Source organism: Oceanirhabdus sp. W0125-5 (assembly GCF_027938815.1).
Classification (GTDB): domain Bacteria; phylum Bacillota; class Clostridia; order Clostridiales; family Clostridiaceae; genus Oceanirhabdus.
This window is the reverse complement of the sequence record NZ_CP115913.1, coordinates 2,802,293-2,816,525: the sequence shown is the minus strand read 5'-3', so window position 1 is coordinate 2,816,525 and position 14,233 is coordinate 2,802,293. Positions and strand designations below refer to the sequence as shown.

Annotated in this window: 14 protein-coding genes; 4 read left to right on the top strand and 10 right to left on the bottom strand. The window is 31.4% G+C overall.

Annotated features, from left to right (window positions below):
* Positions 1-29: 29 nt before the first annotated feature.
* From alaS to OW730_RS12880, 8 genes are all read right to left on the bottom strand, one after another.
* Positions 30-2,666 (bottom strand): alanine--tRNA ligase, encoded by a 2,637-nt coding sequence (gene alaS, locus OW730_RS12915; RefSeq protein WP_271229425.1) that lies wholly within the window; start codon positions 2,664-2,666, stop codon positions 30-32.
* A 303-nt stretch (positions 2,667-2,969) separates the two neighbouring features.
* On the bottom strand, positions 2,970-3,998 hold the full coding sequence (locus OW730_RS12910) for an AI-2E family transporter (RefSeq protein WP_271229424.1): 1,029 nt from the start codon (positions 3,996-3,998) through the stop codon (positions 2,970-2,972).
* Between the two features lie 13 nt (positions 3,999-4,011).
* Positions 4,012-4,479 carry a PRC-barrel domain-containing protein gene (locus OW730_RS12905; protein WP_271229423.1) on the bottom strand — a complete coding sequence of 156 codons (468 nt, stop codon included), beginning with the start codon at positions 4,477-4,479 and terminating at the stop codon, positions 4,012-4,014.
* Positions 4,480-4,642: 163 nt separating this feature from the next.
* Positions 4,643-5,719: a tRNA 2-thiouridine(34) synthase MnmA gene (gene mnmA, locus OW730_RS12900; RefSeq protein ID WP_271229422.1), complete on the bottom strand. Its 1,077-nt coding sequence runs from the start codon at positions 5,717-5,719 to the stop codon at positions 4,643-4,645.
* Positions 5,720-5,733: 14 nt separating this feature from the next.
* Entirely contained in the window at positions 5,734-6,171 is a 438-nt protein-coding gene (gene nifU / locus OW730_RS12895) for a Fe-S cluster assembly scaffold protein NifU (protein WP_271229421.1), read from the bottom strand.
* Position 6,172: 1 nt separating this feature from the next.
* Positions 6,173-7,360 carry a cysteine desulfurase NifS gene (gene nifS, locus OW730_RS12890; RefSeq protein WP_271229420.1) on the bottom strand — a complete coding sequence of 396 codons (1,188 nt, stop codon included), beginning with the start codon at positions 7,358-7,360 and terminating at the stop codon, positions 6,173-6,175.
* Positions 7,361-7,365: 5 nt separating this feature from the next.
* The gene (locus OW730_RS12885) at positions 7,366-7,788 is read right to left on the bottom strand and encodes an RrF2 family transcriptional regulator (RefSeq protein ID WP_271229419.1); all 423 of its coding nucleotides are present in this window, start codon (positions 7,786-7,788) and stop codon (positions 7,366-7,368) included.
* 105 nt (positions 7,789-7,893) lie between these two features.
* Positions 7,894-9,153 carry a replication-associated recombination protein A gene (locus OW730_RS12880; RefSeq protein ID WP_442945441.1) on the bottom strand — a complete coding sequence of 420 codons (1,260 nt, stop codon included), beginning with the start codon at positions 9,151-9,153 and terminating at the stop codon, positions 7,894-7,896.
* A 194-nt stretch (positions 9,154-9,347) separates the two neighbouring features.
* On the opposite strand from OW730_RS12880, the gene nhaC reads away from it, so the two are divergent.
* From nhaC to OW730_RS12860, 4 genes are all read left to right on the top strand, one after another.
* Complete coding sequence (gene nhaC / locus OW730_RS12875; RefSeq protein ID WP_271229418.1) at positions 9,348-10,799, top strand: Na+/H+ antiporter NhaC; 1,452 nt, start codon at positions 9,348-9,350, stop codon at positions 10,797-10,799.
* Positions 10,800-10,876: 77 nt separating this feature from the next.
* Positions 10,877-11,350 carry a hypothetical protein gene (locus OW730_RS12870; RefSeq protein ID WP_271229417.1) on the top strand — a complete coding sequence of 158 codons (474 nt, stop codon included), beginning with the start codon at positions 10,877-10,879 and terminating at the stop codon, positions 11,348-11,350.
* 75 nt (positions 11,351-11,425) lie between these two features.
* Entirely contained in the window at positions 11,426-11,572 is a 147-nt protein-coding gene (locus OW730_RS12865; RefSeq protein WP_271229416.1) for a hypothetical protein, read from the top strand.
* 176 nt (positions 11,573-11,748) lie between these two features.
* The gene (locus tag OW730_RS12860; RefSeq protein WP_271229415.1) at positions 11,749-12,600 is read left to right on the top strand and encodes an AraC family transcriptional regulator; all 852 of its coding nucleotides are present in this window, start codon (positions 11,749-11,751) and stop codon (positions 12,598-12,600) included.
* Positions 12,601-12,884: 284 nt separating this feature from the next.
* Here the strand turns inward: OW730_RS12860 and OW730_RS12855 are convergent, their stop codons facing one another.
* Entirely contained in the window at positions 12,885-13,307 is a 423-nt protein-coding gene (locus tag OW730_RS12855; RefSeq protein WP_271229414.1) for a bactofilin family protein, read from the bottom strand.
* A gap of 12 nt (positions 13,308-13,319) precedes the next feature.
* Positions 13,320-14,228 (bottom strand): M23 family metallopeptidase, encoded by a 909-nt coding sequence (locus OW730_RS12850; RefSeq protein WP_271229413.1) that lies wholly within the window; start codon positions 14,226-14,228, stop codon positions 13,320-13,322.
* Positions 14,229-14,233: the final 5 nt, after the last annotated feature.

The window sequence follows — 14,233 nt, the reverse complement described above, 5'->3', positions numbered from 1 at the left end:
TATTCACACGAACACCCCACTTAAATCATTTATTTTATCATTTCTTCAAGCATTTCTTCAACCTTAGAAAGAGCATCTGCGATTTTTTCTGGATTCTTACCACCAGCTTGAGCCATATCTGGTCTTCCTCCACCGCCTCCTCCGCAGATTGAAGCAGCTTCTTTTATAATTTTACCACAATGTACCCCTTTTGGTAAAACATCTTTAGTTGCCATAGCTGCAAACATAGCTTTATTGTTTGCTTCACTTCCTAATATTACAAATCCACTTCCTAGTTTATCTCTTAGTTTTTCAACTAATTCTCTTAGTGCTCCACCATCAATATCTTTTACTGATCCTACGATAACTTTTACTCCATTAACCTCTTTAGAGTTATTTAAAAGTTCATCTAAAGCACCTGTAGACAATTTACTCTTTAGTTCTTTAATTTCTTTCTCTTTATCTTTTAAGTCACTTAATAGAGAATTTACTTTATTTAATAAGTCTTTTTCATTACATTTAACCATTGAAGTAATCTCATCTATTATGATAATTTTTTCTTCAAAATACTGTAAAGCCTTTTCCCCTGTAATTGCTTCAATTCTTCTTACACCTGAAGCAATTCCACTCTCAGAAATAATCTTAAATAAACCAATTTCTCCAGTATTTTTTACATGTGTTCCTCCACACAATTCTGTACTCATTTCTCCTACAGAAACAACTCTTACTGAATCTCCATATTTATCATCAAATAAAGCCATTGCATCTTTATTCTTTGCTTCTTCTGGAGTCATTACTTCAGTTATTACTGTGTTAGCTCTCATTATTTCTTGATTAACTAATGTCTCAACTTTTGAAAGTTCTTCTTTAGTTAATCCTTCAAAGTGAGTAAAGTCAAATCTTAATCTATTCTCATTAACATAAGACCCCTTTTGATGAACATGACCACCTAATACATTTCTTAAAGCTGAGTGAATTAAATGTGTTGCTGTATGATTTTTACATACATTAGCTCTTCTTTCTGACTCAATTGACAATTCAATTTTATCACCAACACATAATCTACCTTCTTCTACCTTAATATGATGGACAATTTTATCAGAAATATTCTTTTGAGTATCTTCCACTATACCTTTAACACTTTCAGATGAAAAGATACCTACATCTCCTATTTGACCACCCATTTCAGCGTAGAATGGAGTTTTATCAGTAACAATTATTCCTTTTTCTCCACTTTCAAGTGAATCAACAAACTCATTATCCTTAACAATAGCTTTTACTTCTCCCTCTGCTGTGATTTCTTCATATCCTAAGAAATCAGTAAAAATACTGTTTTCAAGGCTATCAACTGCTTTTACATCAGTTCCCATATATGTATCTTCACCTCTAGCAGCTCTAGCTCTATTTCTCTGTTTTTCCATTTCACATTTGAAAGCTTCTTTATCTACCTTAATTCCTTTTTCCTCACAAATCTCAATTGTAAGTTCTACTGGGAAACCATAAGTATCATAAAGCTTAAATGCACTTTCTCCACTTAAAGTATCTTCCCCCTCTTCTTTAACCTTTGTAATATACCCTTCAAGTATTTCAATTCCACTATCGATAGTTTCATCAAATCTCTCTTCTTCAAGTTTAATAACTTTCTTGATATAAGATTCTTTCTTAACTAATTCAGGATAAATATCTGCAAATTGTTTTATTACAGTTGAACATAATTCACTTAAGAACGTTCCTTCTATATTAAGTAATCTACCATGTCTAGCTGCTCTTCTTAGTATTCTTCTAAGAACATATCCTCTTCCTTCATTTGAAGGTAAAACATCATCACATATCATAATAGTCATACTTCTTAAATGATCAGTTATTATTCTTAATGAAACATCTGTTTTCTCTTCTTTTCCATATTCAACATTAGCTTTTTTACATATAGCATCCAAAATATTCTTTATTGTATCTACTTCAAAAACAGAATTAACTCCCTGCATTATCATAGCTATTCTCTCAAGCCCCATACCAGTATCAATGTTTGGATTTTCAAGATTACTATATGTTCCATCTTCTTCTTTATTGAATTGAGTAAATACAAGATTCCAAAACTCAATTATTTTATCTTCATCACTTGCTTTTTCAAATTCTTCACTTGTTTTGATTTCACCTGCTCCAAGATCAAAATGAATTTCTGTACATGGACCACATGGACCAACTCCATGCTCCCAGAAGTTATCTTTACCTAATCTAAAAATTCTATCCGGTGAAACATCTGTCTTCTTTAACCAAATATCTTGTGCCTCATCATCTTCAAGATGAATAGTTACATATAGTTTCTCCTTTGGTATCTCTAAAACTTCTGTAATATACTCCCAAGCCCATGGAATTATCTCTTCTTTAAAATAATCACCAAAAGAGAAATTTCCTAACATTTCAAAGAATGTACAATGTCTTGAAGTTAAGCCAACCACGTCAATATCTCCTGTTCTAATACATTTCTGACATGAAGCTACTCTCTTGCTTGGAGGTACTGCCAACCCAGTAAAATATGGTTTTAAAGGTGCCATTCCAGCATTTATAAGTAATAAACTTTTATCATTCTTAGGTACTACAGGAGCACTTGCCAATTTATAGTGTCCTTTACTTTCAAAAAACTTTAAATAGGAATCTCTAATTTCATTTAATCCCATTTTTTTCATTTTTAATCTCCTCCGTTCAATTATAAAGAATCCATAGTTAAACTTAATTTATACCCACTCAAAATCACAGCTCTTCAATGAGTTTTGAGTGTGTATAAGTTTAGTTTCAACTTGGAATCCCTATAAAACCCTTATGTATTTTAACTTAATTAATTTCATTTTTATTACTAAAAGAATAAAAACTTTTATTTCTAAGAAATAAAAGTAGAATAAAATTATAACTATCCAACTTAAGATGATTATATGAAAAAAACTACCTTCTGTCAATGCTTTCCTATCATCACCATTTCATTGTATTTTATGTTATTTGCAAAAAAGGAAATGATTTATATCAATATACAACACTTTTATAATTACCCCTACAGGTATAGCAAGAACCATACCAATGAAACCTCCAATTTCTCCACCAAATATTAAAAGGACAATTATCATTACAGGATGCATATTAACACTTTCTCCAATAATCATAGGGCTAATAATGTTACTTTCAACCCCTTGACTTATTACAATCCAAATAATTATGTACAACCATGCTCCATTACCATTAACAATTGCAACTAAAATTACAATCATTGCTCCTATTGGTGCACCAAAGTATGGAATTATATTAAGTATTCCATTGATTAAAGAAAGTAATAATGGAAATTCCACATTATAGACCTTTAAAATCACATATGTTGATAGTGCTATTATAATACAAAGAATTAATTCACTTAAAATGTATTTAGTTAATACTCTATCAATATCTCTTAAAATATTTGCAATTATTCTTCTGCGCTTATATGAGAATAAGACAAGTATTTTATTTCCTAATTTATCTCCTTCACTTAAAAAGAAAAATGCAATAATTGGAATACCAACTGATTTCACAATATTCTCTTTAAAGGATACTACCCACTTCATACTATTCTCAATCATTTTATTTGCTGTGGATTCCAAAAACTCACTACCCTTTTCCATTACATTATCCATGAGTTTAAGATCTTCTAATATCTCAATTTTAAATGAAAAATTATTTATGAATTCCCCTATACCTTCCAATAGCTTCAGTATGTTACTTCCTTCCTTAATAATGCTGGGAATCACCAATAATATGGCTGAGATAAAAATCATTAGAAATGAAAAGATAATTACAACTGCACTGAAGGCTCTATTAATTCCTCTCTCTACTAATATATTATGAATAGGCTTTAAGGCATATGAAAGTATAAAACTAAAAAAAATCAACTCTACAATTCCTCTTATAGGCGGAACACTGACAGATAAAGCTATTACTATACCTATAATAAATATTGCAATTATCCTTCTTAAATTATCTTTATTAAGCTTCAAACCATCCCCCCCTTTAAAGATGTGCAAGATTTCTAAATATTATTCTTTCTTTTCCATAATAAATAAGATTCTCTTCACCTAATATGATTCGCTTCGCAGAAATTATTCTTCTTCCCTCAAAAAAATCTTTTAGCAATCCACTGCTCAAAGCCAATGCAACGACCCTTAATTCTTTGTCAATAATAACATCACTAACAATTCCAACTATATGTCCATCAAGATTATATACATCCATATTTAGTATACTTTTTAGTGGAATTCCATCTTTATCACCAAATTCCTTTACAATCATATTATCATTAAAATAAATTACATCATTTTTATGAATAAATCCATTTTTCTTAAAGGGGACAGCACTCTCTACCAAAAAACCCACTACAGTATTATTACTAAAATTAAAACAAATATCATTTACTGTTCCTAATCGCTTCCCTTTTAAATTATAAATCTCCATTGACATAAAATCATATTTTCTGTACATACCTAATCACCGCTTTTTGTTTTTCACTTACTTTTGTTTATTATTCTCATGAAGCACGACTCTTATTTATAAAAGTGAAATAAATTAAATTAAAAATACAAAAGCTTCTACCCCAATGGGCAGAAGCTTCCTTTATTATACATTATCAATTATCCATTCTACATTAAAGCACTTTATCAATAACTCCACCGCCCACAACAATATCTCCATCATAGAATACAACAGACTGTCCTGCTGTAATAGCTCTGACTTTTTCATCAAAGACTACTTTCACAGTTCCATCATCCATTGGAATTAAGGTTGCAGGTTCTTCTTTAGCAGCATATCGAATTTTTGCTGTTACTCTTTTCTCTTCAGTCAATTCATCAAAAGGAATAAAGTTAAGATTTTTAGCTATTAAAGTATCTTGGAATATTTCTTCTTGATCTCCAATAACAACTTCATTCTTCTCAGGATTTATTGCTATTACAAAACCTGGTTTTCCAAGTGATAATCCTAATCCTTTTCGTTGACCAACTGTGTAATAGGCTATTCCCTTATGTTTACCAAGGATTTTTCCATTTTCATCTACAAAATTTCCTGGTTTAACTTTACCTTCTGTTTTTCTTTCAATAAATTTCCCATGCTCATTATCAGGAATAAAACATATTTCAAAACTATCCTTTTTATGAGAAACATCTAATCCAATTTTTTCAGCAATTTCTCTTATTTCAGGCTTAGTATATTTAGCATTTGGCATTATAATACGACTTAACTGCTCCTGCTTAAGAGTATATAGCATGTAAGTTTGATCTTTTTTTTCATCTAACGGTTTCTTTAAAAGATATCTATCTCCAACTTGTTCTACTCTAGCATAGTGCCCTGTTGCTAAATACTCCGCTCCAAAAGTCTGAGCTTTTCTTAAAAACTCACTGAATCTTACCTTCTGGTTACACATAACACAAGGGTTAGGTGTTCTTCCACTCATATATTCCTCAATAAAAGGATTAATTACTCTTTCTTCAAAAATTCTCTTGAAGTTTAATACATAGAATGGGATATCAAGCTTATTGGCAACTCGCCTAGCATCCTCTGTTGCAGATAATGAACAACATCCGCCATAGTCATCTCCATATTCTTCGTCATCTGGAACCTGTTTTAACATGATTCCAATAACATCATATCCCTCTTCTTTTAAAAGGTATGCAGCTACTGAGCTATCAACTCCACCGCTCATACCTATAACTACTTTCTTTTTCATAAACTCACCTATTTCTATTCGTCTCCGTGAACGTGATCATGTAATTCATCATGATCTGTCTCTTCAAAATCCCATAATTCAAGTCCAGCTTTTTCTCTATAATCATTAATTGCCTTATGAATAGCTTCTTCAGCTAAAACAGAGCAGTGCATTTTTACTGGTGGAAGACCATCTAAAGCTTCAGCTACTGCTTTATTTGAAAGTTCCCAAGCCTCTTCTACAGTTTTACCAATGATTAACTCTGTAGCCATACTTGATGATGCTATTGCACTTCCACAACCAAAAGTCTTGAACTTAGCATCTTTAACTATGTTATCTTCTATCTTAAGATATATTCTCATTATATCTCCACATTTTGCATTTCCAACTTCACCAATACCATTTGCATCAGCAATTTCTCCAACATTTCTTGGATTCGTAAAATGATCCATAACCTTTTCACTGTATAACATATTACTTTTCCCCCTTAGAATTATTATCCCATAATGGTGACATTTCTCTTAATCTTTGAACAATAGCTGGAACAACCTCTAAAACATAATCAACCTCTTCTTCAGTAGATCTTTCACCTAGTGATAGTCTTAATGATCCATGTGCTATCTCATGAGGTAATCCAATAGCAAGTAATACATGTGATGGATCTAAAGACCCTGAAGTACATGCACTTCCACTAGAAGCTGCAATTCCTTTTGCATCTAACATAAGAAGTATTGATTCTCCTTCAATAAACTCGAAAGTAATATTTGAATTTCCAGGAAGTCTCTTCTCTCCTCTTGGTCCATTTAATCTACTATATGGAACTTTTTCTAAAAGACCGTTTATAAGCTTATCTCTTAACATAACTAGCTTTTTATTTTCTTCTTCCATATTTTCTACAGCTAACTCAAGAGCTTTAGCCATACCAATTATTCCTGGAATATTTTCAGTACCTGCTCTTCTATTTCTCTCTTGTGCTCCTCCATGTACAAGATTATCTAATCTTATACCTTTTCTTACATAAAGAGCTCCTACACCTTTAGGTCCATAAAACTTATGTGCAGCCATAGAAAGCATATCAATATTCATTTCTTGTACATCTACAGGTATATGACCTACTGCCTGAACAGCATCTGTATGGAAAACTACCTTCTTCTCTCTACAAATCGCTCCAATTTCTTTAACTGATTGAATTGTACCAATTTCATTATTAGCAAACATTATTGAAACTAAGATAGTTGTATCTTTTATAGCATTTTTTAAATCTTCTAAATTTATGAAACCTTTCTCATCAACTGGAAGGTATGTAACCTCAAACCCCTTCTTCTCAAGATATTCACAAACATGAAGAATAGCATGATGTTCAATAGTTGTTGTAATTATGTGGTTTCCTTTGTGTTTGTTAGCATTAACATACCCTTTAATTGCCCAGTTATCTGCTTCTGATCCACCACCAGTAAAGAAAATCTCTCTTCTATCGGCATTAATAGCCTTTGCTACTTTTTCTCTACTTGCATCAATTGCCATGTTTGTTGTTCTAGCAAGAGAATATATAGAGGATGGGTTACCAAAATTCTCAGTGAAGTATGGTATCATCTCTTCTAACACTTCTGGCTTAACGTATGTTGTTGCAGCATGATCCATATATATATTTCTTTTTTCCATATTTATCACTCCTTATCACTCATCTTTTTATAGTCATTAACTATATCTTGTAAGGTAATAGATTTAGTAACATCATCTATACTATCCTTTATCTTTTTCCAAACAACTCTTGTTGCACAACATTCAATGTTGTTACAAGAACTATTTTCAAGACATGTGGATATTTCAATTGGTCCTTCTAGAACATCTAATATCTTATGTATAGTAATATTCTCTGGTGTATCATTTAGAATATATCCGCCACCTGCACCTCTGATACTCTTTATCAAACCTGCTTTTCTCAAACTGGAGAATAATTGTTCTAAGTAATATTCAGATATTTTTTGACTCTCACTAATATTTTTTATAGATACAGGCTTATCACCATAATGAATAGCTAAATCCACCATAGCTTTAACTCCATATCTACCTTTTGTAGAAAGTTTCATTAAATCACTCCTCTAATTCTGAGTGTTTTACTCTGTTTAATTTATCATAACAATAATAGCAAAACCGAGTATTTTTGTCAACATTTTATATAGATTTTTCACTCATTATTTTTTTACCTTATCCCAATATATTTTAAGTGCATTTTCATACTTATTATTTTGAGGATTATAATATATTGTATCTTTTATATCATCTGGTAAATATTGCTGTTTTACATAATGATTTTCATAGTTATGTGGATATTTATATCCGGTAACACCTAGCTTCTTAGCTCCTCCATAATGAGCATCCTTTAAGTAAACAGGTATATCTCCACAGTCCTTTGTATTTAAATCATTAAGTGCAGAATCTATTGCTAAGTATGCACTATTTGATTTTGGTAGAGTTGCCAGATAAATAACCGCCTGAGCTAGAATTATTCTAGCCTCTGGAAAACCAACTTCTTTTGCAGCTGTGGTGCATGAATGAACAACTGAGATTGCTTGTGGATGTGCCATTCCAATATCCTCAGCGGCTATTACTAATAGTCTTCTGCAGATGGATATAAGATCTCCCCCTTTTACTAATCTGGCAAGAGCGTGTATAGCAGCGTTTTCATCACTTCCCCTTATGCTCTTTTGAAGGAAACTCAAAATATTATAATGTTCATCTCCTGATGGATCAAATCGCATATTACTCTGATATAATGCTTCTACATCTTCTGGTTCCACCACTTTTCCTCTTCCTTTAAAGTTATAACTCGTTTCTAAAACATTTAATGATTTTCTCATATCCCCACTAGAAATTTCACTTATATAGTTTAATGCTTTATCTGTAACATCAAATTTTTCATCTTCATTTTTTATCAACCCTACTGCTCTTTTAAGTCCATTTATAATATCTTCTTTTTGTAGTGGTTTAAATTCGAATATAATACTTCTGCTCAATATAGCTTTATAAATTGAAAAGTATGGATTCTCTGTAGTACTTGATATTAATGTAATTCTTCCATCTTCAATATACTCTAAAAGGGATTGCTGCTGTTTTTTATTAAAATTCTGTATCTCATCTAAATATAAAATAACCCCCTTATACCCCATAAAACTATTTAACTCTTTCACGACTTTTTCAATGTCCTTTGTAGAACAATTGGATGCATTTAGTTTATATATCTTTTTCTGAGACTTTTCTGCTAAAATATTAGCCACTGTTGTCTTTCCAACTCCTGGTGGTCCATAAAATATCATATTAGGTATATTACCCGATTCAAGAATCCTTCTTAAGACTTTATTTTTACCTAATAAATGTTCCTGTCCATAAAATTCATATATACTATTAGGTCTTATTCTATCTGCTAAAGGCATATTTTTACCTCCATACTTCATTTTTCTTGCGAATAATATTATATCATAATAAATCACTCACCGTAATTCCTCCTTTTACACCATCTTTTTTGAATGATAAATTAAAATTTCTTGCAAGTTTTAATGAATATTTATGATTTTTTCGGAATAGTTATTGAATTTTCTGAATATTTTGTATTATAATAGATTTATAAACAATAAGGGGGGAATTTATTTTGACTACTGGTAAGGTTAAAAAAATGAGTTTGGGGTTATCATTACTAAGTTTAATTTTCTTAGTTGTATTCCTAGTATGTACACTTAAGTTTTGGGGTGGAGATCCTCACATCGCACTTATCGCTGGTGCTGTTTTTGCTTCATTTATGGGTTTAATCGGGGGATACACCTGGAAGGAAATTGAAGAAGGAATTATTGATACTATTAAGTTAGCTATGCAAGCATGTTTAATTTTAATGATCATTGGTGCAATTATTGGTACATGGATTCTTGCTGGTATCGTTCCAACTATGATATTCTATGGTTTAAAAATAATAACACCTAGTATATTCTTAGTAGCCGCTTGTCTTCTTTGTGCAATTGTATCACTTGCAACAGGTAGTTCTTGGACTACAGCTGGTACTATCGGTATTGCACTTATTGGTGTTGGAACTGGATTAGGAATTCCTCTTGGAATGACTGCTGGTGCTATAGTATCTGGAGCATATTTTGGGGACAAGATGTCACCTTTATCTGATACTACAAACTTGGCTCCTGCTATGGCTGGAACTGATCTATTCACTCATATTAGACATATGTTATGGACTACTGGTCCTGCTTTATTAATATCATTGGTTATATATGCAATTCTTGGATTCGGATTTGCAGGAAAACAAATCGACACTGTTCAAGTTAACGAAATTTTAACTGGATTAGATGCAGTATTTAATATTAATCCATTATTATTCATACCACCAATTTTAGTAATACTTATTGTTGTTATGCGTGTACCGGCAATACCTGGTCTTATTGGTGGAGTAGTTCTCGGAGGACTATTTGCATGGATTTTCCAAGGTGCTGGTATGACTGAAATAATTGGAGCTGCTCATTACGGATTTGAATTAAATACAGAAGTACTTAGTGGTGTTGTTTCTCAAACTGTTATTGATTCTCTTAATGATCTATTAACCCGCGGTGGTTTAGATAGTATGTTATGGACTGTTTCATTAATCATCTGCGCTATGTGCTTCGGTGGTGTTATGGAAAAAACTAAACAACTTGAAACTATTGCAATGAGCATTATGAGATTTGCTAAGAAAACTGGTTCTATTGTTCTTACAACAGTTATTACATGTATTGCAACAAACCTATTAACAGGTGACCAATATCTTTCAATAGTACTTCCTGGAAGAATGTATAAAGATATTTACGTGGATAAAGGTTTAGATCCTAGAAACCTATCAAGAACTCTAGAAGATGCTGGTACAGTTACTTCACCATTTATTCCATGGAACACATGTGGTGCTACAATGACCAAATTCTTAGGTGTAGGACCTTGGGGACCTGATGGATTCGCTATATACGCATTCTTGAACATCTTATGTCCAATAATCGCAGTATTCTATGGTTATACTGGCATCGGTATCAAGAAGCTAGAAAAATCTCCAAAAGAAGAATCAGTTTCAGTATAATAGTTAAAAAAATTATCAGGAATCATTCTTTGATTCCTGATTTCTTTACATAAACTTAATTAAAAGAGGTGATTACTATGTTGTTTATCTTAATTCTTCTAGCTGTCTTTTTTCTTGTTGTAATACTAAAATCAATATTCAACTTTTATTTTCCACCAAAAGCAGCTTCAATTTTTCCTAAGAATTTCACATTAACCGAAAAACTTATCAGTATAAACGAGAAAGGGAAAATGGAACACTCTCTATTTATCGATAAGAAATCCAACGTAGCGCTTCTCTGCAAGCATTCAAAAAAGAAGCTGGAAGTTTTGAAAGAATTCAAACTTACTGATATTAAAAAGATTTCAAAATTTGAAGATTTAAATACTGAAGTAGCAGAAAAAGATTTCATATATATCAGAAATTTAGGGTTAAGAATTGCGCTCAAAGATTCTTACGTATTTTCATTAAATTTTATAAACGAAGATGCCTATGTAAGAAGACCGGAATATGTATATGACATGAATAAAAGACTTTTAGATGATCATATTAATTCTTTAAAAGCTTGCTAACATTGTTTTCCTTGAATTTATTCTCCTTATAATCAAATACTAATAAAGATTAAAATTTCTTATAAGGAGGTTCTTATGAATAATAAACAAAAGAAAATGAGTACACCTCAAACACAACTTGAGAATGTAGCAAGACAACATCAATCACATGATAGTATGACTTCAAAATCAGGCTATAAAGAGCAGGAACTTGTACCTTCTAGAAAAAACATGAAAAAGTAAAAACACATTGTTTAATTCTTCAAGACCCATACATTAAACGTAGGGTCTTTATTTGCGTATAAATATTGCTCTTAACTATTGAGTATTTTATAATAAACATAGCAAAAATTATCATTTTTAACCTTTTTTTCTATATTATAATTTATTTATAAATCACATAATGTTGGAGGATTACCATGGACTATTTAAAGATTATCAATGATTCTATTAACTATATTGAAGATAATATCACTCATGAACTTACTACAGAACTCCTAGCTCAGAGAGCAGGTTTCTCAAAGTTTCATTATCATAGAATTTTTTCTTCGATAGTTAAATTTTCATCAGGTACTTATATTAGAAAACGGCGCCTTTCTAAATCAGTACAAAGACTCTTAAAATCAGATGATAAAATTATTGATATGGCATTCGACTATGGATTTGAATCCAGTGAAGCCTTTAGCAGAGCATTTAAAAAAGAGTTTGGTATTTCCCCACGTAAATGTAGACAAGCCAACATTAGAGTTGATTTATTCGAAAAAATAACCCCAAATATAGAAGGAGAGTTGGATATGATACCAAAATTAGTTCATAAAGATGAGATGTATTTAATAGGAGTGGAAGGTCGCGTAACCCCTGGTGATGGTAGATTAAGCCATTTGTGGGATGCATTAATTACCAGAAAAGATGAAATACCTAATATAATAAATCCAAATTTTTTAGTTGCTTTTGAAGATTATAGTACTGATTATATTGAATATGAAGATGGCTCAATAGAATTCACTCATCTATGTGCTTTTCAAGTTGAAAACTTAGATATAATCCCTGAAGGTATGGTTGTTAAAACAATTCCTAAAGGTGAATATGCAAACTTTACTCATAATGATTCAACTTATAAATGTAAAGATACATTTGATTATATATATGGTAAATGGCTACCAACTACAAATTTATGTGTTAGATCCTATGATTTCTATACAACTGATTACGTTACTTATAAAAACCCTGAAGTTTTAAGTCCAACTGAAATATTCTTACCAATATCATAAAAAGCACGCAATGCGTGCTTAAAAACAAATGTAGAATTGATAATGGATAATGGAGAATGATGGATGCTTCTCACTTACATGAGAAGCTACATTTTATTGTTCTTTAGAAAATAGGATTTTACTTGTTTTATCTCTAATAAAACATTGTATTTAAAATACAACGTTTCATTCTTAATGAAACAAGTAACCGTATTTTTGTACTAGTAACAACAGAATTAAAATTTCACAGAGTGAAATGTCATTCATTCTCCATTATACATTCTACATTATCAATTATGTTTTATTTACTCTTCCATTATTTCAATTGTTTCGTTATCATTTTTATCTTCAAAATTTCTATTAGAATTCATAGCTCCCATATTACATTTGCCATTAAAAATTCCACCTTCAACTATTGAGAGACTCTTAACAATGATATCTCCATCTACTACTCCATGGCTGTATATTTCTAATAATCCATCACATTCAATATTTCCGTCTACCTTACCTGATACACAAATTGATTGAGCTTTTATGTTTCCTTTTACAAAACCATTATCACCTATTACAACTTCTCCATAAGATTCTATATCGCCTTTATAAGAACCATCAATTCTTACATTACCCTCTGAGTTTATGTTTCCAGACATTGAAGTATTGTTAGCAATTATTGTGTCAAACTTATCACTATGATGATTTGTTGTTGTACTTTTTTTATTACCAAACATTTGAATCCCCCTTTAATCATTTATTATTTTTAATGGATTGACAGATGTACCAAAATACCTGACCTCAAAATGACTATGAGTTCCTGTGGATAAACCAGTGCTACCCATCTTTGCAATTTGAGTGTCTCTTTTAACATATTCACCTTCGCTTACAAGTAAACTTGAATTATGAGCATAATATGTTTCATAACCATTCTGATGATCTATAATAACCAGTTTACCAAATCCACTGTGGTATCCAGCAAATGTTACAACACCATCTGCAGTTGCATATATTGGTGCTCCTGTGTAACCTCCTATATCTATTCCCTTATGCATTTTTTCAAGTTCACCTGTTACAGGATGAGTTCTCCTTCCAAAATAGCTAGTAATGGTTCCACTAGCTGGTAATCTACTTGGGATGCGGCTTAAGAGCTTCGATTGCTGTTTTACTTTTTCAACCAGGTCAACTGTAGCTTTTATTTTCTCACCAAAAGCCTCTGTATAATCTGCAAATGCATATTGACCAATCTCAGAATATTTCCTCTTAAGATTATTATCATTTAATGCTTCAGCAAGAATTTTTTCCATCTCAGTTATCTCTTCAATCTTTGAGTTCATTTCCAATTTTTCTTCTAGTAAATCTCTATTTTCACCTAACAGCTCTCCATTTACATTTTCAAGAGCATAAAGCTGCTGTTTTAGTTCTTCTATTCTTTCTTCTTGTTCTGCGACCTTATACTTTAAGCTTCTTCTTTTACTCGCTGCGGCTCTATTAACATAAGTCACAAATGCAGTATAAGATATGAATCCAATAAAAAAAATTATTAACATCCAAACACCCACTACAGTTGTGTTAATCTCTTTAATTTTTCCACCCCGTCGGGGAATTATCATAACAGTATATTTCTTGTTTTTTCTTACTTTTAATTGTTTCCCCACAGGAT

Bases quoted from the DNA above. Each gene is read 5' to 3' on its own strand.
- alaS (WP_271229425.1), bottom strand. From the start codon at position 2,666: ATGAAAAAAATGGGATTAAATGAAATTAGAGATTCCTATTTAAAGTTT.
- OW730_RS12905 (WP_271229423.1), bottom strand. From the start codon at position 4,479: ATGTACAGAAAATATGATTTTATGTCAATGGAGATTTATAATTTAAAA.
- mnmA (WP_271229422.1), bottom strand. From the start codon at position 5,719: ATGAAAAAGAAAGTAGTTATAGGTATGAGCGGTGGAGTTGATAGCTCA.
- nifU (WP_271229421.1), bottom strand. From the start codon at position 6,171: ATGTTATACAGTGAAAAGGTTATGGATCATTTTACGAATCCAAGAAAT.
- nifS (WP_271229420.1), bottom strand. From the start codon at position 7,360: ATGGAAAAAAGAAATATATATATGGATCATGCTGCAACAACATACGTT.
- OW730_RS12885 (WP_271229419.1), bottom strand. From the start codon at position 7,788: ATGAAACTTTCTACAAAAGGTAGATATGGAGTTAAAGCTATGGTGGAT.
- OW730_RS12880 (WP_442945441.1), bottom strand. From the start codon at position 9,153: ATGAAGTATGGAGGTAAAAATATGCCTTTAGCAGATAGAATAAGACCT.
- OW730_RS12870 (WP_271229417.1), top strand. From the start codon at position 10,877: ATGTTGTTTATCTTAATTCTTCTAGCTGTCTTTTTTCTTGTTGTAATA.
- OW730_RS12865 (WP_271229416.1), top strand. From the start codon at position 11,426: ATGAATAATAAACAAAAGAAAATGAGTACACCTCAAACACAACTTGAG.
- OW730_RS12860 (WP_271229415.1), top strand. From the start codon at position 11,749: ATGGACTATTTAAAGATTATCAATGATTCTATTAACTATATTGAAGAT.
- OW730_RS12855 (WP_271229414.1), bottom strand. From the start codon at position 13,307: ATGTTTGGTAATAAAAAAAGTACAACAACAAATCATCATAGTGATAAG.